Source organism: Martinezella lusitana, from assembly GCF_010668395.1.
GTDB lineage: Bacteria > Pseudomonadota > Alphaproteobacteria > Rhizobiales > Rhizobiaceae > Rhizobium > Rhizobium lusitanum_A.
This window is the reverse complement of record NZ_WUEY01000024.1, coordinates 1-18,030: the sequence shown is the minus strand read 5'-3', so window position 1 is coordinate 18,030 and position 18,030 is coordinate 1. Positions and strand designations below refer to the sequence as shown.

The 18,030-nt window shown below is 56.5% G+C and carries 16 protein-coding genes; 8 read left to right on the top strand and 8 right to left on the bottom strand.

The features are described from left to right. Window positions 1-164 precede the first annotated feature (164 nt). Both GR212_RS30960 and GR212_RS30955 read right to left on the bottom strand, forming a co-directional pair. Window positions 165-854: a helix-turn-helix transcriptional regulator gene (locus GR212_RS30960; protein WP_246726103.1), complete on the bottom strand. Its 690-nt coding sequence runs from the start codon at window positions 852-854 to the stop codon at window positions 165-167. 1,247 nt (window positions 855-2,101) lie between these two features. Next, window positions 2,102-2,368, bottom strand: coding sequence for a helix-turn-helix transcriptional regulator (locus GR212_RS30955; RefSeq protein ID WP_163992920.1), 267 nt, complete (start codon window positions 2,366-2,368; stop codon window positions 2,102-2,104). 125 nt (window positions 2,369-2,493) lie between these two features. On the opposite strand from GR212_RS30955, the gene GR212_RS30950 reads away from it, so the two are divergent. Then, complete coding sequence (locus tag GR212_RS30950; protein WP_163992800.1) at window positions 2,494-3,183, top strand: hypothetical protein; 690 nt, start codon at window positions 2,494-2,496, stop codon at window positions 3,181-3,183. On the opposite strand, the gene GR212_RS37835 is transcribed toward GR212_RS30950, so the two are convergent. Beyond that, the gene (locus tag GR212_RS37835; RefSeq protein WP_432444423.1) at window positions 3,143-3,280 is read right to left on the bottom strand and encodes a helix-turn-helix domain-containing protein; all 138 of its coding nucleotides are present in this window, start codon (window positions 3,278-3,280) and stop codon (window positions 3,143-3,145) included. The genes GR212_RS30950 and GR212_RS37835 overlap by 41 nt on opposite strands. 243 nt (window positions 3,281-3,523) lie before the next feature. On the opposite strand from GR212_RS37835, the gene GR212_RS30940 reads away from it, so the two are divergent. The 6 genes from GR212_RS30940 to pepT all read left to right on the top strand — a co-directional run bounded on the left by GR212_RS30940 (window position 3,524) and on the right by pepT (window position 11,334). Continuing rightward, window positions 3,524-5,113, top strand: coding sequence for an ABC transporter substrate-binding protein (locus GR212_RS30940; protein WP_163992796.1), 1,590 nt, complete (start codon window positions 3,524-3,526; stop codon window positions 5,111-5,113). 4 nt (window positions 5,114-5,117) lie between these two features. Continuing rightward, a complete protein-coding gene (locus GR212_RS30935; RefSeq protein ID WP_163992794.1) occupies window positions 5,118-6,101 on the top strand; it encodes an ABC transporter permease in 984 nt (327 codons plus the stop codon). Window positions 6,102-6,105: 4 nt separating this feature from the next. After that, complete coding sequence (locus tag GR212_RS30930; protein WP_163992792.1) at window positions 6,106-6,981, top strand: ABC transporter permease; 876 nt, start codon at window positions 6,106-6,108, stop codon at window positions 6,979-6,981. After that, complete coding sequence (locus tag GR212_RS30925) at window positions 6,978-8,660, top strand: dipeptide ABC transporter ATP-binding protein (RefSeq protein WP_163992790.1); 1,683 nt, start codon at window positions 6,978-6,980, stop codon at window positions 8,658-8,660. Before GR212_RS30930 ends, GR212_RS30925 begins: the two co-directional genes overlap by 4 nt. Before the next feature lie 89 nt (window positions 8,661-8,749). Beyond that, on the top strand, window positions 8,750-9,985 hold the full coding sequence (locus GR212_RS30920; RefSeq protein WP_163992789.1) for a CapA family protein: 1,236 nt from the start codon (window positions 8,750-8,752) through the stop codon (window positions 9,983-9,985). Window positions 9,986-10,083: 98 nt separating this feature from the next. After that, window positions 10,084-11,334, top strand: coding sequence for a peptidase T (pepT, locus tag GR212_RS30915; protein ID WP_163992787.1), 1,251 nt, complete (start codon window positions 10,084-10,086; stop codon window positions 11,332-11,334). 53 nt (window positions 11,335-11,387) lie between these two features. Here pepT and GR212_RS30910 read toward each other — a convergent pair whose 3' ends face one another. The 4 genes from GR212_RS30910 to GR212_RS30895 all read right to left on the bottom strand — a co-directional run bounded on the left by GR212_RS30910 (window position 11,388) and on the right by GR212_RS30895 (window position 15,454). Next, a complete protein-coding gene (locus GR212_RS30910; RefSeq protein ID WP_163992918.1) occupies window positions 11,388-11,645 on the bottom strand; it encodes a helix-turn-helix domain-containing protein in 258 nt (85 codons plus the stop codon). A 187-nt stretch (window positions 11,646-11,832) separates the two neighbouring features. Then, window positions 11,833-13,182, bottom strand: a complete 1,350-nt coding sequence (locus GR212_RS30905; protein ID WP_163992785.1) for a hypothetical protein — start codon at window positions 13,180-13,182, stop codon at window positions 11,833-11,835. Next, the gene (locus GR212_RS30900; protein WP_163992784.1) at window positions 13,179-14,429 is read right to left on the bottom strand and encodes an MFS transporter; all 1,251 of its coding nucleotides are present in this window, start codon (window positions 14,427-14,429) and stop codon (window positions 13,179-13,181) included. The genes GR212_RS30905 and GR212_RS30900 overlap by 4 nt, the downstream gene beginning before the upstream one ends. Further along, entirely contained in the window at window positions 14,429-15,454 is a 1,026-nt protein-coding gene (locus GR212_RS30895) for a class I SAM-dependent methyltransferase (RefSeq protein WP_163992782.1), read from the bottom strand. The genes GR212_RS30900 and GR212_RS30895 overlap by 1 nt, the downstream gene beginning before the upstream one ends. A 204-nt stretch (window positions 15,455-15,658) precedes the next feature. On the opposite strand from GR212_RS30895, the gene GR212_RS30890 reads away from it, so the two are divergent. Next, window positions 15,659-16,567 (top strand): LysR family transcriptional regulator, encoded by a 909-nt coding sequence (locus GR212_RS30890; protein WP_163992780.1) that lies wholly within the window; start codon window positions 15,659-15,661, stop codon window positions 16,565-16,567. A gap of 429 nt (window positions 16,568-16,996) precedes the next feature. Here GR212_RS30890 and GR212_RS30885 read toward each other — a convergent pair whose 3' ends face one another. After that, window positions 16,997-17,503: a GNAT family N-acetyltransferase gene (locus tag GR212_RS30885; RefSeq protein ID WP_163992777.1), complete on the bottom strand. Its 507-nt coding sequence runs from the start codon at window positions 17,501-17,503 to the stop codon at window positions 16,997-16,999. Window positions 17,504-18,030 lie beyond the last annotated feature (527 nt).

Sequence of the window (18,030 nt, the reverse complement as noted above, 5' to 3'; positions counted from 1 at the left end):
GAGCGAGATTCATAGGGCGGGCCATACGAATGGAAGAGGCTGCGGGCTGGTTGGCGGCAGGTATCGATTCAGATCAATCACTTGAGCTGCTATCGCAGTTTTTTTGGCTAGAAACCCGCAGACCTAAAACTATCCAGTGTATTGAAGCAAGATTTCAACGGCTTTCAGCCGCGTCGCGCCGAGAGACGTCGGACTGATCGGCGCCGGCTCTGCTCTCGTGCGAAGACATTAGGCGTAGAGCCTACATGATGGCGAAACCGTCGCGTAAAGTGGCTCTGGTCTGAGAAACCTGTCATCAGTGCAATTTCTGCAAGCGCGTAATCCGTATCAACAATCAATGATTGCGCGCGACGTATGCGGCATTGTTCGATAAAGCTCATTGCCGTGCAGCCGGTGCTACGCTTGAACAGTCTAGTGAAATGGAACCGGCTCACCTTCGCGATCGCCGCGAGTTCCGCAAGCCCAATCGTGCGATCGAGATTATCTTCGATATACGCCGTCAAAAGCGCAAGCTCCTTTCTACTAAGTAAGGCTACGTGGCTCTCCTCGAGGGTCTCAAAAGCGTTGTAACGCCGAAGCATATGCGCCGCGACGGCTGTTGATACTGCATCGATAATAAGCGTCTGGGCTGGGTGCGGCTTCAGATCCATCTCTGCGAGCAATACAAGCGCGAGGCGCTCAATCGCATGATCGCGCACTTCGAAGACATTGCGAATTTCTATTTGGGATGTACTCCGCTGACCGAGTTGATCCGCCGCCATCGCGATAAGTGACTGCGGAATGCGTAAACGCGCGGACAAGCCCGAATCACCTTCCCAGGTCGACTCGTAACCGGCCGGCATGATGTAGGACATGCCGGCTGAAATCACACTCTCATGCACGGTACCGGCTCGTCCCTGAAGCAATCTTGATCGTCCGGCGGGACAATAGCATATCAGGTGATGATCCAGGCCAGAGTAGCGCTCAGTACAGTTGAAGTACGGGGAATGGAGGTCAACCGTCACCCCGTCCCAGCTCCGTCCGCGAGTAGTCATTTTGGGTAACTGGGATCGCGCGTGAAGAATATCCTCTATAGTGAGTAGCCGTGACCGGTCCGACGGACCGAAGCCAAGTTCCCCCTTCATGACGCACGAACCTCCCGACAAACCTAGCGATAGCGTAGCGAGATATCGAGCCCTCCCCAAATTGGGCCAGACAATTTCGACGTACTCACCCTTACGAAACGCGCTGCCGAGTGAGGCTGCGTTTGATAGTCGATGAGGCGCCCCGCTCAGCTTAGTGTTACTTATTTTTCGCGGTAGAACAATATTGCTCGGAATCGGTGGGCGGCCAGCCCGCCAAACATTATGAATGTGGCTGTCTCACGCGCCAAGCAAAACCTATGTGTGGTCGGCTCGGCTGCAGCATGGGCCGGGGCGGGAACCGGCCTGCGGGTCCTGCAGCGGCAGTTGGCGCAATCAGCCTGAAATATCCGAGGCGACATTCGTTGTTGACCGCGTATGGCAGCGAACCTTCAAATCGCCTCAGTAATGGACCGGCTGCTTTCGGCCCAGCCTCTACCATCCATTGTGTCCGAGCGAACAACCGGATCGGGGTGAAGAAAGGTCAGGTAGCTTTCCAAGCGGCTGGCCAGAAATCAGCCCTTAGGTGCCTCAACCCTTCGCCGATATGTCATGAAATTCAGCATCTTGCGACGAAAAGTATCAGAGTAGCGAGACGCCCGCATGCAATTGACCAATGACCAGTCGCGTGCGCCGCGTCTCGCGCGTTATTTGCTCCCTGCCGGAGCCCAATCAACGGTGAACTGCACTAGTAGAGATCTTCCGCATGGACGCTTCGAAGCAAAATTGCGTTCCATTCGCTTCATCAGATTCGATCTCTAAAGCGGACTCCCAAGCCACCTCCACTTTCTGGAATGAATTAGATCTGGAACTATTCAAACGCCTGCTTCACACGCTGAAGTGCGCTTTTTCGTAGGCCCTCGCCTCGTTCCGGCTGACTAATCGCGTGTGGACACGTCATCCGCCTTAGCAAGTTTGCGTACATCCCATTCAAGCGCGGTACGCGCCATCCTGCATTAAATTACGTTCATATCATAACACTATGTGTCAGGTGTTTGCTCACTATTCGGCTTCTTGAAGCGCACACCGACGCCACCGCCATTCTCTGCGATAAATTCTATACCGGCATCTTCCAAAGTTATCTTAATCAGTTTGAGGTTCGCTGCAGTAATCGAGGGCCGTCCATCTTCTGCTTCTGCACGGCGTACCGTCGTAACGCCAACGCTTGCAGCATTAGCCAGATCTTCCGCGGACCATCGGAGTAGCGCTCTTGCCGCCCGTATTTGAGCTCCGGTTATTCCGTTCATCTTTCTCAATTTCTCATTGCAGATTTTACGCCAACATGATATGAAAACAACCATATCGGCTGAAATCGGTGTTTCGACCACCGATTTCAGCCTAACCACAACCCAAGCTTTAGGGAGCTCGAGTCATGGCTGATTCTGAGAATAGCAGAACTTTGCCCGCAAATACCCGCGTAAACATTCTTTCGTGCACGACGGATTTTCTGGCGGGATTGAGGGATCGTGCGGTTGATGCTGCCGACACCGATCCGGCCTTGGCAAAATGGCTGGAATGGCATGAAGCGCACCGTGAATTCGGCCTGCGCTGCCGTCTGCAGCAGCATCTCGAAACTCAGTTGGTCCACACCGTCGGCTTCCCTTCGATTCATATCGATGTTCCCGGCCATTCCGATACCGGCTTCGTACGAGATGAGGCCGATATCGAATTTCTGCTCAAGGGTGACAATCTCGCCGAAGCGCGAGATGAAGCGAAGAAAGCCCTGGCCGCCCAGATCGGTCTTTGGAACACCGCAGACAAATTCGTGGGATATACGAAAGCCAAGGAAGCCGAGCGCGTGGCGTGCGATCGCGATTTCGCGCTGGCTGAGGAGCTATCGGATATGCCCGCACGGTCCATCGCAGGTGTTATTGCCAAGCTGAATGTTGTCATGTCACTTGGGATACCATCGCCCGATTCCGACGAGCTCCCGTGGCCGCAGCTATGTTCCGTGATGAGCGATCTCCTGGATCTCCATAGGAAGCAGTCCGATCTTCCGGCCGTCGACAAAGCAGTGGCCCCTATTCCTGAGGTGGCGGCTTTGCGAACTCGTCAACGCTGATGCCAAGCGCCGCGGCGAGTTTGGTCACTTTCTCCCACTTCGGCGAGTGCTTGCGGCATTCATAGTGGTTGATCATCGTCCGGTGCACGCCGATCATGAAGGCGAGCTCTTCCTGGCTCAGCCCTCGCTTGTTCCGCCAGAAAACCAGACTTCGCGCAAAGGTATCTCGATCATCCATTCGAACACTTATTGCGATCTGTAGAGTATTCCTCTACAGAGTATACTCTACAAAACGACGAACACTTGGCCTTCGAGTCCGCTCGCAAGGCAGGGAGACGTGCGCGGTTAAAATCCGATCATCCATTTCGGGAGCCGCAATAACCAGAAAGGGAACTTCGTAATGGCGTTCATCAGCAAATTCCGCCCGGTCCTGTTCAGCGCAGGCGTTGTGGTCATGACACTCGGGGCCACCTTTTCTCCCACAGCCGCGCAGGAGGTGAAGATCGCGACATCTTACAAGCTGATGACTCTCGATCCGCAATATGCTGATCTCAACGAAAACACCTCTCTCCTGTCCCACATCTTTGAACGCCTGATCTACCAGGACGAAACAATGCAGGCCCGGCCGGGCCTTGCCGCCTCCTGGAAGCGGCTCTCCCCCACGCAATGGGAGTTCAAACTGCGCGAAAATGCGCGGTTTCACGATGGATCGCCCTTCACCGCCCAGGACGTCATTTACTCGATCGACCGTGTACAGCACTTCCTGAAGCCACCAGGCGGCGGCTTCGAAGCCTATGTCCAGGCTATCAAGTCGGTTACGGCATCCGATCCATTGACCGTGATCATCGAGACAAACGGCGATGTGCCGACCCTGCCGCTTTCGCTCTCGTCGATCTTCATCATGCACCGTCAGGATAAGGGCTTTGAAACGACGGACGAGCTCAATGCTGGTTCGTCGGTGGTCGGAACCGGACCCTATAAATTTGCCAGCTGGCAATCGGGCGAGGTGTTGAAGCTCATCAGAAACGACGACTACTGGGCAGGTAAACCCACCTGGAGCGCGGTCACCTTCCGCGTGGTCGAGAGCCCCGCCGCCCGCGTTGCAGCGCTGACGACGGGAGATGTCGATATCGCCGATTATATCCCGGCGCGTGATGTCGCGACGCTCAAGAGCCGTGGCATCAAGATCGACAGCACGAGTGCGGCCCGTTCCAACTTCCTGCAATTTGATGTATCGCGGGAAACGCTGCCCGGCGTCACCGATAAGTCGGGAAAGCCGATCCCCAATCCCTTCCGTGACGCTCGCGTGCGCCACGCGCTTGCCATGGCGACCGATCGTCCATTTCTTGCCGAAAAGATCCTGCAGGGCTACGGCACGGCGGCGAGCCAGCTCTTCCCGACGGGCATGCCCGGCACATCGTCCAAGCTGAGCGTGATTAAGCCGGACTACGAGACGGCGAAAGCCTTGCTTGCAAAAGCGGGCTATCCAGACGGGTTCAATGTCGTTCTCGGTGGACCGGCAGGTCGCTATCCAGGCGATAGCGAAGCCTTGCAATCGGTCGCCCAGAACTGGGCCCGGATCGGCGTGAAGGCGCAGCCGACCGTCGCACCTTACTCGGTCTATGCAAACAAGCTCGATCACGGCGACTATGCGGCATGGTATGCCGGTTGCTCGGGCAATGCCGTGACCGTCTGCCTTGATGCCGTGCTGGCGACAAAGAACGACGAGCGGAAAACCGGCTCGCTGAACTATGGCGGCTACAGCAACCCCGCTTTCGACGACATGCTGACAAAGGCCGAGACGATCGATGTCGGGCCGGAGCGGGACGCAGCCGTCGCCCGGGCTACGGATTTCATCATGCCCGATGATCCCATCATCCCGCTCTATCATTTTCATCTGATCGTCGGCCACGGACAGCGTGTCGCCTCCTACACCGTTCATCCACGCGGTTGGACGACCGCGATGCAAGCGGTCCCGGCGGGAGAATAAGATCATGGGACTGATTACCGTCGCCACGAGACGGCTTTCGCAAGCCATTCTCCTGCTTTTTCTGATGTCCCTCATCGCGTTCCTGGGAATTCATAGCGTCGGCAACCCCGTCTATAACATTCTGGACATGGAGACAGCCAGCGCCGACGACATCCGTCGCGCCACGATCGCCCTTGGCCTGGATCAGCCGATCTGGTGGCAATATCTGCTCTTTGCGAAAAGCGTGGTGACCGGTTCGTTCGGCACCTCCTACATCTATCATGTGTCGGCCTTCGGACTGGTGTTAAGCAAACTGCCGGCAACCCTCGAACTCGCGTCGATCGCCATGCTGATCGCCGCGCCACTTGGCGTCCTGCTCGGTCTCTTGGCTGGCCGCCGGAATGGAACGGCATTCGACCGAACGGTTCTGAAGGCAAGTGTTTTCGCGCTCAGTATCCCCTCCTTCTGGTTCAGCATGGTGCTGATCCTTGTCGGCGCCGTCCTGACGGGCTGGTTTCCGTCGGGCGGCCGTGGAGAGACGACCGGCCTCTTCGGTCTGCAATGGAGCTTTCTGACAGCAGACGGATTGCGGCACATCGTGCTCCCTGCCCTGGCGCTGGCTATTCCGAACATCGCGCTGATTGCGCGGCTTGCGCGATCCGGCACGATCGAAGTCGAATCCCTTGACTTCACCCGCTTCTGCCAGGCGAAGGGCCTGTCGCCGCGGCGTGTGTTGTTCCGCCATACCCTCGCGAACATCAGCGTACCGGTCGTGACGATTATCGGGCTGCAGTTCGGCGGCATGCTGGCATTCGCCGTCGTCGTTGAGACGATCTTCGCCTGGCCCGGCGTCGGCAAGCTTCTGATCGACTCCATCCAGTTGCTCGATCGCCCGGTTGTCATGGCGACACTGACCTTCGTCTCCGTCGCCTTCGTCGCTCTCAACGCGCTCGTCGACCTCTTCCATGCCGTGCTCGATCCGCGCGTGCGCCGTTCTTCCCAAAGGTGAAACCATGAAGGCCGAAATCATTCGGGTGTTCTGGAAGGGCCCATTCCGCCATTCCATCACTCTCTCGAAATGCATCCTTGCCGTCTATATCCTGCTCGCCGTCGCGACGCCTTTGATCGCGCCGCAGAATCCCTACGACCCGCTGCAAATCTCGGGATGGGAAGCATCCTCCCCTCCCGGGACGCTCGGAAGCGGCGGATACATTTATCTCCTCGGCACCGACGGTCTTGGCCGCGATATCGCCAGCACCATTCTCTACGGGCTGCGCATCAGCCTGGCAGTGTCGATCACAAGTGCGGCCATCGCAGCATTGATCGGACTGACGGCAGGCGTCAGTGCTGCCTATTTCGGTCGGTGGGTCGATGTCGTCATCATGCGTGCGGTCGATCTGCAATTGAGCCTCCCGACGATCCTGATCGCCCTGATCGCGATCGTCACGCTCGGACCCGGCGTCGATCGCATCATTCTGGCGCTGATCATCGTTCAATGGGCTTCCTATGCCCGTGTGGCCCGCGCCGTCGCCCTTAGCGAGCGAAGCAAATCCTACATCGATGCCGTGCAGTTACTGAGGCTGCCCACCTTGCGGATCATCTTCAGGCATCTGCTCCCCAACAGCATCGCTCCCGCCATCACGCTGATCCCGATCGAAGTCGGATCCGCCGTGGCGCTCGAGGCGACGCTTTCGTTTCTCGGCCTTGGCGTGCCGATCGACCAACCATCTCTCGGTTCCGCCGTCGCGAATGGGTTTCAGTATCTGCTGACCGGCCAGTACTGGATCAGCTTCTTCCCCGGCCTCGCTCTGTTCGTTCTGATCGCCAGCATTAATTTCGTCGGCGAGGACATCCGTCGCAATCTGGATCCCAGGAGCCGCACGCTATGACCCAGGAAACCGCACAGCCGCCTCTGCTCGAAATCTCCAATCTCACACTGCGCTACCGCTCGAAAGCGGGTCAGGCCACCATCCTGCAGGACATCAGCACGACGCTGTCCAAGGGCGAAATTCTTGGAATTATCGGCGAATCCGGCGCCGGTAAATCGACGCTGGGCAACGCCGTGATCGGCCTGCTCGGGCCCCAATTCGAATTGACCTCCGGGTCGATCACGTTCAATGGCACGGCCCTGAACGGTATGACGTCGCATGAATGGCAATCTATCCGCGGACGCCGCATAGCGGCGATCTTCCAGGATCACACGGCTTCGCTCGACCCATTGATGTCGATCGGTGCGCAACTGGAAGAAACGATCCGTGCGGCCGACGAACGGCTTTCGCGCCGGCAGCTGCGCGAGAGCGCGATGACTCTGCTTCGCAATGTCGGCATTCCGGAGCCGCGTCAACGGTTTCATGACTACCCCCATCAATTTTCCGGTGGTCAGCGTCAGCGCATCGTCATAGCGATCGCGATGGCCGGGAAGCCGGACATCATCATTGCGGATGAACCGACGTCCGCTCTCGACGCGACAGTTCAAAAGCAGATCCTCCTGCTCCTGCGTAAACTCGTCGACGAAACCGACGTGTCGATCATGCTGGTCACGCATGACATGGGCGTTATCGCGGAAATTGCCGACAAGGTGCTGGTGATGCGGCATGGCCGCGTCGTGGAGCAGAACGCCGCAAGCGCAATCCTCGATGCTCCGCAGGACGACTATACCTGCAAGCTGTTGTCCGCCGTTCCCTTGTTGCGTGTGTCGGGGCTCGCGGAAAACCGAGAGCCGGGCTTCGTCGATCGTGAGGCGATGTCCGCCAGATTTGTGAAGCCTGGTGAGGCGGACATCCTCATTGCTCGCGATATTTCGAAGACCTTTCATACAGGCGGGCTGCCATGGCCCTTCGCCAACGGCGCATCACATCAGGCGCTCAACGACATCTCCGTCAAGCTACGCCGAGGTAGCGTTAGCGGGATTGTCGGCGAAAGCGGCAGCGGAAAGACAACGATCGGACGGATCATCGCCGGCCTTGAAACCGCAAGCAGCGGAAAGATCACGATCGGAGGCATGGACTTTGATGCCTCGCAGCCCGGCCGCAAAACCGGGCTCCTCGGCCGCGTCCAGATGATCTTTCAGGATCCGGCCATGTCGCTCAACCCACGCAAGACCATCGGCGACACACTGGAAGAAGCCATCCAATTCAGCGCCGGTTCTGGTCCCCATGGAGCCTGGCCCACACTCGACCAGACGCTCGATCGCATCGGTATTGCGCACAGCTTCCTCTCTCGCTACCCCCATCAACTTTCCGGAGGCCAGAAGCAGCGCGTCTGTATTGCGCGGGCGCTTCTTGCGCGACCGGAAATCATCGTCGCCGACGAGCCGACCTCAGCGCTGGATGTCTCTGTTCAAGCCGAGATCGTTTCGCTCCTGAAGGAAAGCGTTGTCGAACGCGGCATCTCGATGCTCTTTATCTCGCACGACCTTGCGCTCGTGCAGCAGATATGCAGCTCGGTCTACATCTTCAGGAATGGTCGCGTCGAGGACGCAGGTCCGACGGACGTCGTCTTCTCCCAGTCGGCGAATGCCTACACGCGGAGCCTGATCGAGGCGCGCTCCATGCGCTTCATGCACTGAAACCTCGCCGGCCCCTGTCCGGCCCACACCGTCCCGCTCTTCCCGACATTTGAAACGGACAGTTCAATTCTGCCAAGGAAAGTCGATCCATGAAGCAAAGTTTTAAGGTAGCAGTCACCGGTCAGTCCCTCATTCATCACGATGTTCGCAGCATCACGGCCCCGGCCTTTCAGGGTGTCTGCACTCTGCTGCGAGACGCGGACCTTTCCTTCACCAACTTCGAGGGCACGATCTTCGGGCGCTTCGAAGGCTGGCCACTCAAAGGATCCTATTTCGGATGCAGCGATCCCGCCGTGCTCGACGCGCTGCAGACAATGGGATTTCGCGCCTTGTCGCTATCCAACAACCACGCCTTCGATCTCGGTCCGTCCGGCATTCTTTCAACATTGGAGGAGGTCGAGCAACGAGGATTTCTGCATGCCGGCATCGGACGCAATCACGGACAGGCAGCACAGGCCGGCAAAGCCACGATCGGTGGGCGACAGGTCGCGGTCGTCGCTATGGACGGAGGACCGGGTCCTGACTTCATGTATGCCGCAGACGCCGGACGAGGTCGGCCGGAGCGACCGGGCGTCAATCGCCTCGGCGTGACCCAGGTGCTGGACGTGGACGATAGCGCATTTACTTCCCTTCGCTTCATACGTGACGCGCTTGGTTACAATGCGATGGACCTGGCAAACGATAGCCAGCCGAATGATCCTCCGCATGTGGACGGCGATACAGAAGTCTGTATCGCCCGCGCGGTCTTCAGGCGAGCAGACCACTATGCCCGCAACGTCAGGGTGGATGAAACCGATCTTTCCAGGAACCTCGCCGCCATAGCCGGCGCGGCGCAGGACGGCTCAATGGTCATCGCCTACCTCCATCACCACCATTGGGCACGCGACTGGACCCAGGTGCCGAAATGGGTAAGCTACGTTGCGAGGAAATGTATAGATGCTGGCGCTGCCATGTTCGTGAGCCACGGAGCGCCTGTCCTTCAACCGGTCGAGATCTATAGGAAGCGACCGATCTTCTACAGCCTTGGCAATTTTATCTTCCATGTAAAATCCGAGGAATCGGCCTGGACTGCACCCGAGGTTTGGGAAAGCGTCGTTGGATCGTGCAGCTTCGATGACGACAACAATCTCATTGAAGCCAGGTTTTCGCCGGTCGTCATTGGAGGCCACGATGCCCTCCAAGATGGCGAGCTTGAGAAGCGCCTGGTCCCGCAACTGGCAATCGGCGCAAGCGCGGAACGGATACTTCGCCGCTTCTGCGAACAATCCAGCCGATTGGGCGCAAGGGTCGAGATTTCAGACGGTACCGGGATCCTGCGCCTGTAGCTTAGGAAGACACCGATCAGCCCCTGACACAAGTCGAGGCCGCCCCACCGACCCGGCGATGGCGGGGCGGCATCTATTCTCAATAAGGAAGCACGAAAATGGATATTCGTAGCAATCTCGTCGAGCGGTTCTTCCGCTATGCCGCGATAGAGAGCCAAAGCAATGCCAGCTCGTCTGTCCTGCCCTCTTCGACGGGTCAGCAGGAACTCGCACGGCTGCTGGCAGGCGAACTTGAAATGATGGGTATCGACGATGTCGTTCTCGATGACGTTGCTATCGTCACCGGCGTCAAGCGTGGCAGCCTGCCTCACGCGCCACGCATCGGCTTCATCGCGCATCTCGATACTGCCGACGTCGGATTGTCCCCGAACATTCGACCTCAAATCCACCGTTTCGTCGGCGATAACCTGTGCCTGAACGCCGGCGAGGACATCTGGCTACGCGTTGCCGACCATCCTGAGATCGGCCGTTGGCGAGGGCAGGACATCATTACCAGCGATGGCACCAGCGTACTTGGTGCGGACAACAAGGCTGCCATCGCAGTGATCATGACCTTGCTGGAGTATCTTGAAGATCGGGGTCCGCACGGCGATGTGTTTGTTGCCTTTGTTCCCGACGAGGAAATCGGGCTGCGTGGTGCAAAGGCGCTGGATCTTGCCCGCTTTCCCTGCGAATTCGCCTACACGATCGATTGTTGCGAGATCGGCGAGATCGCCCTCGACAACTTCAACGCCGCATCAGCGGAGATCACGTTTACCGGGGTCAGCGCCCATCCGATGGCGGCTAAGGGTACACTTGTGAACCCCCTTTTGATGGCGGTCGACTTCATCAACCATTTCGACCGAAATGATACGCCTGAGCACACAGACGACCGGGAAGGCTTCTTCTGGTTCTCGGATCTCCTCGCCAATGATAGCAGAGCCACCTTGCAGGTCCTGATCCGCGATTTCGACCAATCGCGCTTCGACCATCGAAAGCGCACAATTATGGCGGTTGCGGAGGCTCTTCGGCTGCAATATCCCGCCGGGACGATTGAGTGCAAATTGACGGACACCTATTGCAACTTCGGTCCAAGTCTTTGCCGGGATCGACCGCCGGCGGATCTACTCTTTGGAGCCCTGGAGAAACTAGGAATCGACCCGAAACTCATCGCCATGCGCGGCGGCACTGACGGTGCCGTGTTGTCCGAACGCGGAATCCCGACACCGAACATGTTCACCGGCGCTTACAACTTTCATTCGCGGTTCGAATTTCTTCCAATCCCGGCGTTCATCAAATCGTTCGAGGTTGCGGCGATGATGTGCAGTCTCGCTTCAAAGGGCGCTAGCCAAAAGGCGGCGTTCTCCTGAATGGAGATCGGCGCTGCTAACCTCTGGGACGAGGCGCCAACGCTACGAGACCCTTATTTCCCGATATCCGAAGCGGAGTGGTCTCCGTGACTTGCCACGGGCGTGGTCGACTTGATCAGGTCACTCGGCTCAACCTCGAGAATCTCTGCGAGAGTGGCGAGCATATCGATGGTCGGACTGTAAACGCACCTTTCCAGGGAGCTCACATAGGTACGATCGATGTTGGCCAAATGCGCAAGCTTCTCCTGAGACAAGCCTTTGGCGTGACGCGACCTGCGAAGGTTCAGCGCAAAAATCTCACGAATATTCATATTCGCAGTCATGCGCGTTGCTGCGCATTCATCTACGGAGTATACTCGTCATCACGTGTCGGTCAGGCGTATTCGGCGCCTCTAACGATAGCTGGATAATTCGTCACCAGTCCGCGTGAGGACGTGTCATGATCGGCCACCCGCGAATTGCGATAAAGCCCCCCGGCGCCGAAAGGTTTCCGCAAACTCACCAGATCGGCCTGGTTTTCGGCTGTCTGGCCAACTCCTGCCATAGCGGGTCCTCCGAAAATCCGGGCAGGCTACCGCTGCTCCTGCCGAGCGTCATTTGACCGGAATACAAGAGCATCTCGTCGGTTCCACTCGTTCCGGCTGCGGACAGGAGGCTCCAGGGGTCCTCACGGAACGGCGCGATGGTTCGGTGCCCCCAGACGCCGGGCGCGTCATCCTGGGCGATCGCCAGCGCCAATTGTCGGTTGGATGGAGAGGAAACTGTCTCAAGCGTTGATAGAAGTAGATGCCTCATGATGGGATAATAGACGACCTGCCGGCTGCCACCCAATACGCGCGTTCCAGGCAAGATCGACAATACCAGGAATGTGATGAAAAGGTTGGGGACGATCTCGCCACTCATGAGCGCGCTCGCCAGCGGCAAAGGCGAGCAATGAACGACGTAGAGGCCCGTCTCGTCGACCAACCTGTCGTCGATCAACCTCAGCGGTCTGAGCCTTCCGCCGACAATCAGCCAAAAGAAGTCCGTCGTTCGTCTGAACCACTTGCCCCAAATGTCGCCAGCGAGTGCGTTTGCAGCTCTGAGAAACGCCTGCACCATTCCAGAAGCGCCGAAGAACTCTGCGGCGAGCCAAGACGACCCGTCCATAAGGTGCGTTGCCGTCAACTCGGCGACATCGGTGTCGTCGATCTGCAGAAAATTAAGTCTTTGCCCGAAACAGTATCGCCATAAGTTCAGATTGGCCGCTTTGATTGCCTCCGAAGCCGACGGAAAATCCGACCTAGGAAGGCATGCCTTCAAGCTGTCCACGAGCGGATGATTATCCTGCGGACCGTCGACCGCGAGTTCGAACTTCTGTCGCGCCTGTCGTCCGCATATGCTGAAAGGATCCATCTTGCGGCGAGAAAGGCCGAAAACATTGATGCTGCGGTCGTCCAGCAACAACCAACCCGGACCCTTTTTTTGGCGCTCAGTGAATTTTACCGTCGAAGATCCATAAGAGACATACCAATTGTCGGAATACGCCTCGATGCCAAGAACGCTGAAAAGATGCGTAAAGAACGCATCCGGCTCTATGAGCAGGTGACAGTGTGGGCCTGTTTGAATGACCGGCCTTCGTCGCAGCTGGTCGATCAACCGCTGAACCTCGATCACGGTGTATCCAGTATCCCCCGCTCTACGGCTAAGCAGGGAGACCAGCAGGGCGAAGGCGTCTTGTCTGACATCGTTCCGTACCGGCTGAAACTCTTCGAAAAGTGCGGCCGCGTAGGCGCGCAGCGGCCGATCCCAATAGTCATCAACCACGGGCAGAAGCCGTCGCAGTGTCATCCGCAAATCCGAAATCACCGGCTCGTCCCTTGACGTAAGCGGCGCCCGATCTTCCGTCGTACAACCGGCGCCGACATTGCGACGCACGCAACCGAAACCGTCACGAGACCGTAGGTCGCAAGAATTATGGAAGTTGACGTCAGCTTCGCCGCCAAGCCGATTGAAACGTAAACGACAAACCCGAAGCCTGCGGCAATCGTCTCCAACGCTCCCTTGACGCGTCCGATTGACGCCTTGTCGACCGACTGTTGCACAAGGGCGTCGATACTGACCCGACAAATATTGTAGAGCCCGCCCAGAATGAGGAATGTAAGACCGGACATCAACGGCATCTGAACCACGTGAAGAGCAGTGAGCGCCAGCCCCATCAGGAGCAGCACGCGCGCAGGGCCAGCCCTTGTGAGAACTACGCCAGTCCTGAAAACCAACCCAAAGCACGCAACGATGGCGCCAATCGCCCATGCCGATTCGATCCGGCCAAACAAAATGACGTCACCGCCAAGTTCTTTTGAGACATATCCCGAAAGCAGCACGTTTATCAGGATCGAGACCGCAGAGGCGACACAATACAGGATGATCAGCCCAAGAAGGCGCGACGGCGCAATCCGCAAAGCGGGGAATATCTCCTTCCAGCCTGAAATCGACGAGCCAAGACCGCTGATCCGAGCGTCAGGCGGGTATCGAAAGAGCGCTAGCATCGATGCTGATATCGCGAATGCGCCAGCATTCGCCAACAGCACAGCGCCATGCGCCATATGATCGAGCAGGATAGCCACCAGGAGCGCGCCAAAGAAGTTTCCTGACTGCATCATAAGATAGAACAGGGAATTGGCGCCAATAGTCCGATCTCGAGAAACAAGATCCGGAATCATGCTTTGCATCGTGATCAAATAGCCTCGATCTGCCATCGAGTAGAGAGCGATGGAGGTAAACAGGATCCAAGGTCTTGCGCCTGCTATCTCAAGTATACCCGTCACGGTCACTATCGCGGCTCGAAGCAAGTCCAAACCGAAAGACAGCCGCCGCTTGTCAGTGCTGTCAGCGACCAGTCCCAGTAGGCTGCTCGACAGAAATACGGCCGCGCTGCTCGTGAGCAATAGCCAGCTCACGGCCGCAACGCTTCCCGTTCGGCTGAGCACAGCCCAGGCCATGCCGACAAAATACGCGTTCCGCCCGATATTTGAGACGAGTATCGCTGCCAAGAACGACGCCACGCCAAAACAGTCCTTCGGAACGCGGAACTCCACCCGAGCTGGCTCTCCCATCACTTTACCTTCGATACGGACCGAAAGCCTGGCAATTCCGATGAAAGCCCCTGCAAGCTAAGCGGTAGGCCCTCATAGACATATTCCTCGGGAATGCAGGGCTCACACATGCGTCCAACCAAGTCCGCAAGGTTGTCGGCGTCGTCGCTTGCGGCAACCGCATAAAAGTTTCCGCTGTTCCAAGTGATACAGGCGTATTGAAAATGCCTGCCAATCGCCTCGCCCATTTCGGAAAGCGTCACTTCGTTCAAATTCATGCGGTTAAGGATGACCGCATTCTTTTGAGCAATCTCGTCGGGGGAAAAGAATCGCACCTTGTAGCCATAATCCTTTTGCAGCTCTCGTCTGACATATTCCAAGGCGTCAGTCTGCCGGAACTTCTCGACGAAGAGCAGTAATCCGCCAGGCTTCAGGAAACTCTTCACAAATCCGATCTGCGCTTCCCGGTTGGGAGAGTACATCTGGAACGTCGTATCCTCGAAAATGACATCGAACTTCTTCGATAGGGGCTTCAGTATGGGATCGGCCATGAGAAAGGAAGGTGCAAGCTTGTGAAAAGGCCCAAGGAAAAACGAAGCAAACTCGGGTCTCCCATGGAAGAAAAAGCTCTCCTCGTTCTCCTTTGTAGGACTGCACGACAGCGTCCGGATCGAGCCGGCCGCCATACTCGCCAAGGTTCGAGCAAGAGTGCCTTCCGCAGCTCCCAATATATAGTATCCCACCGGCGCTTCCAGGCTACCCCTCTCCCTCCCATATTCCAGCAGTGCGACGCCAAGCCTCACCTCCTCTTCGAGGCGATATGGAATGCTACCGAAATAATGAGGGTCGAATTTCCCCCACAGTTCCCGATGGACGGCTGCAAACCGAATAAGATCAGGATCGCGCTCGAGCAACCGTGGATCTGCCACCGGCACCTTCTGCGGGACACCAGACATACCCCCGGCCGTTGCAGAGAAAAACGCCGACATTTCGTTCAGCCTCGGCGCGCTTTCGCACTCTCGCATGAAATCTTCTGACGTGAACATAGTGGTCCTCCTCCTCTGGTGATCGCCCCAAGCCGCAACAGATCGAATGCCGCGGCGCTGTCCACGACACCCGTTTCAACGAAACGATGCAGCTGAAAAAGGGGCAACTGATGAGAGAAATCTGGCAGATAATCGACTTGCGTCAATTTATAAGCTCTTATACATATAATGATTACCTGATCTAATACCCGACTAAGAATCCACATGAACGATGCAGATGTTAAGGGCGTAACCGTCCGCCATCTTGAGATTTTCAGAGCTATTATGGAAGCTGGCTCAGCGAGAATGGCAGCGAAGAGATTGGGTATAACACAATCAGCGGTGAGCCAGGCTCTAAAGCATCTCGAACACCTGACGAAGACGAGCCTGTTCGATCGGACCGACTATCGCTTGGTTGCGACAGGTCCGGCAAACCGGCTGTATCGGCTAACAAATCAGCTTTTCTACGAAGTAAATCGTGTTGAAGATGTCGTCTCAGAAGCCGTTAGTGAAGAGCGGCTCGTCAGCATTGGCGTCCCACATATTCTGGGCCTGACCCTCATACCTCAGGTAGTGAACTCTGCGTCGAGAAGCGACAAAAATACAATCTATAAGATTGCCGCCGGCCATTATAGCGAAATAGTCGATAGAGTGATATCCGGACAAATCCAACTCGGCATCGCGCGTCTCCCACTCGACCCGCAACTGCTTGATTGGAAACCGTTATCATCGGCACGCAGCATATGTCTGCTTCATCCCGGCCACCGCCTGACGGAAAAGGATCATGTTTCGATCACCGACCTGGCAGGCGAACGTTTGATCGCAATAGAGCGCCAACATGCATCGGCCCACATGGGCAGCAAATCGGCGCTGTATACGATGGTCGAACCGGATATCTCGATATATTTTGACGCGATAGGACACGAAATTGCATTTGTCGCGCAGGGTAATGGCGTTGCCGTTACGAACTCTTTCATTGCAAGTCAGTGCCACGCATTTGATGTCGTTTCCCGTCCATTTCTTCCGTCGGGCTCATACGAGTATGTGATTATTTGGCGCAAGGGGCGGGTGCTTTCGAACAAGGCCATGGATGTTATCGAGGCCATCTTCGAAGCGGTTAACCGGCCTCACTAGGATTGCTAAGTATGTCGATAAGGGAACCATCCGGCGCGCAAGCTCTACATGAATTGGGGAATGTCAAGATCAGATGCAAGGCGATCGGTCGCGGCAATGCCGTGATGAAACGGTCGCTCCGCCGATCAATGCTTAATTCGTTTGAACCAGTTGCAAATCGCCGACACCTACGAGGCCGTTGAAGTTTATGAATTGTTTCCGTAGAAGATAATTGCATAGCAAGGGCGGTAAGTTTCCTGAATTTGTTGAGCCCTTGGAATTGCTCCGGAAATATTGGGTGCCATCCTCACCGGGATGGCCGCCCGAAGCCGGATACGGTTGTCGTCTCCGAAGTCGGTTCAAGCAAACAGCTTAGCTTGATCAGGATCGCCGTCGTCACCCGTCCTGTGTGATGGAAAATGTCAGATTAATTCTTATGATATAAGTACCTTAACGGATTAACCGGCACACCATGATGATCTCGTCGATCTCTCTCCCATCCTGAAAAAAGCCATTGGGTATTCTCCCGGCCGCGACAAAGCCTTCACGCTGATAAAATCGTATTGCGGCTAAATTCTCTGCACTCACAACCAGTTCCAACTGACGAATTCCGCAATATCGGGCATAGTCTGTAACGACCTGAAAAAGATTCCTGGCAAGTCCGCCGCCACGCAAGCCCTTGCGCACATAGACCATAACAATCGTGGCACGGTGAACCATCTTCCTTGGACGTTGTCTAAGCAAGCCTATTAAGCCCACAGGTTCGTTATTCTCAAATGCGACGAACACGGGTTCGCTCAGACGTTGTTTCCATTCCTCCGCTGAAAAAGCGGCCCAGTCCTCATAGCTACTCGCATAGGATGCAGGTTCAGCGCTGAGAGCTTCCAGACGGATGCGCCTAAACGCATCTACGCTCTCAGCATCAATGCGTCTGATTGTTATGTTCCGTCCAACCATCAGCGCCTCCGCGCTATGCAGCTAAACTCGATAGACGTCACTTGCTATCGCAATTGGCGCTAAGTCAATAGCTTCCGTCTACAGTATCGCTTTCCATTTATTTGCGTAAACGCCGCCTCAGCGACTTAACCAAGTTGCATGCGCACTCGATCGTAGAAAGAGCATTTAGTTTGGTTGTTTGACTTGCCTGTCCCCTCATATGAAAACCGGATTTCGACGGGCAAGCGCCTGGCAGTCTTCACATCGCGGCGGCGCTGGACAATCTCGGCGAGAACCTACTGTTCTGATCGACAGCAGGTCAAAGCCAGAGTGCTCGAACTGGAAATCGCTGGTCATGTTATCGATTGCTATGACGGATACTCGTCCAGCAGAGAAGATAGGCTTATGCTCGGGAAAGCGAACCGGCATTGCCCAGCCCAAAAAGGTGGTTGGGGAGACCGCCTAGAACACGAGTGAAGCCCGCATCCGCAGACTTCACCGTTTTCGATGTTTTATACCTTTGCCTTGCGCCCACGCTTAGGCCCGTC

Excerpts from the sequence above, each read along its gene's own strand:
- GR212_RS30960 (WP_246726103.1), bottom strand. The coding sequence starts at position 854 with ATGTCCTACATCATGCCGGCCGGTTACGAGTCGACCTGGGAAGGTGAT.
- GR212_RS30955 (WP_163992920.1), bottom strand. The coding sequence starts at position 2,368 with ATGAACGGAATAACCGGAGCTCAAATACGGGCGGCAAGAGCGCTACTC.
- GR212_RS30950 (WP_163992800.1), top strand. The coding sequence starts at position 2,494 with ATGGCTGATTCTGAGAATAGCAGAACTTTGCCCGCAAATACCCGCGTA.
- GR212_RS37835 (WP_432444423.1), bottom strand. The coding sequence starts at position 3,280 with ATGATCGGCGTGCACCGGACGATGATCAACCACTATGAATGCCGCAAG.
- GR212_RS30940 (WP_163992796.1), top strand. The coding sequence starts at position 3,524 with ATGGCGTTCATCAGCAAATTCCGCCCGGTCCTGTTCAGCGCAGGCGTT.
- GR212_RS30935 (WP_163992794.1), top strand. The coding sequence starts at position 5,118 with ATGGGACTGATTACCGTCGCCACGAGACGGCTTTCGCAAGCCATTCTC.
- GR212_RS30930 (WP_163992792.1), top strand. The coding sequence starts at position 6,106 with ATGAAGGCCGAAATCATTCGGGTGTTCTGGAAGGGCCCATTCCGCCAT.
- GR212_RS30925 (WP_163992790.1), top strand. The coding sequence starts at position 6,978 with ATGACCCAGGAAACCGCACAGCCGCCTCTGCTCGAAATCTCCAATCTC.
- GR212_RS30920 (WP_163992789.1), top strand. The coding sequence starts at position 8,750 with ATGAAGCAAAGTTTTAAGGTAGCAGTCACCGGTCAGTCCCTCATTCAT.
- pepT (WP_163992787.1), top strand. The coding sequence starts at position 10,084 with ATGGATATTCGTAGCAATCTCGTCGAGCGGTTCTTCCGCTATGCCGCG.
- GR212_RS30910 (WP_163992918.1), bottom strand. The coding sequence starts at position 11,645 with ATGAATATTCGTGAGATTTTTGCGCTGAACCTTCGCAGGTCGCGTCAC.
- GR212_RS30900 (WP_163992784.1), bottom strand. The coding sequence starts at position 14,429 with ATGGGAGAGCCAGCTCGGGTGGAGTTCCGCGTTCCGAAGGACTGTTTT.
- GR212_RS30895 (WP_163992782.1), bottom strand. The coding sequence starts at position 15,454 with ATGTTCACGTCAGAAGATTTCATGCGAGAGTGCGAAAGCGCGCCGAGG.
- GR212_RS30890 (WP_163992780.1), top strand. The coding sequence starts at position 15,659 with ATGAACGATGCAGATGTTAAGGGCGTAACCGTCCGCCATCTTGAGATT.
- GR212_RS30885 (WP_163992777.1), bottom strand. The coding sequence starts at position 17,503 with ATGGTTGGACGGAACATAACAATCAGACGCATTGATGCTGAGAGCGTA.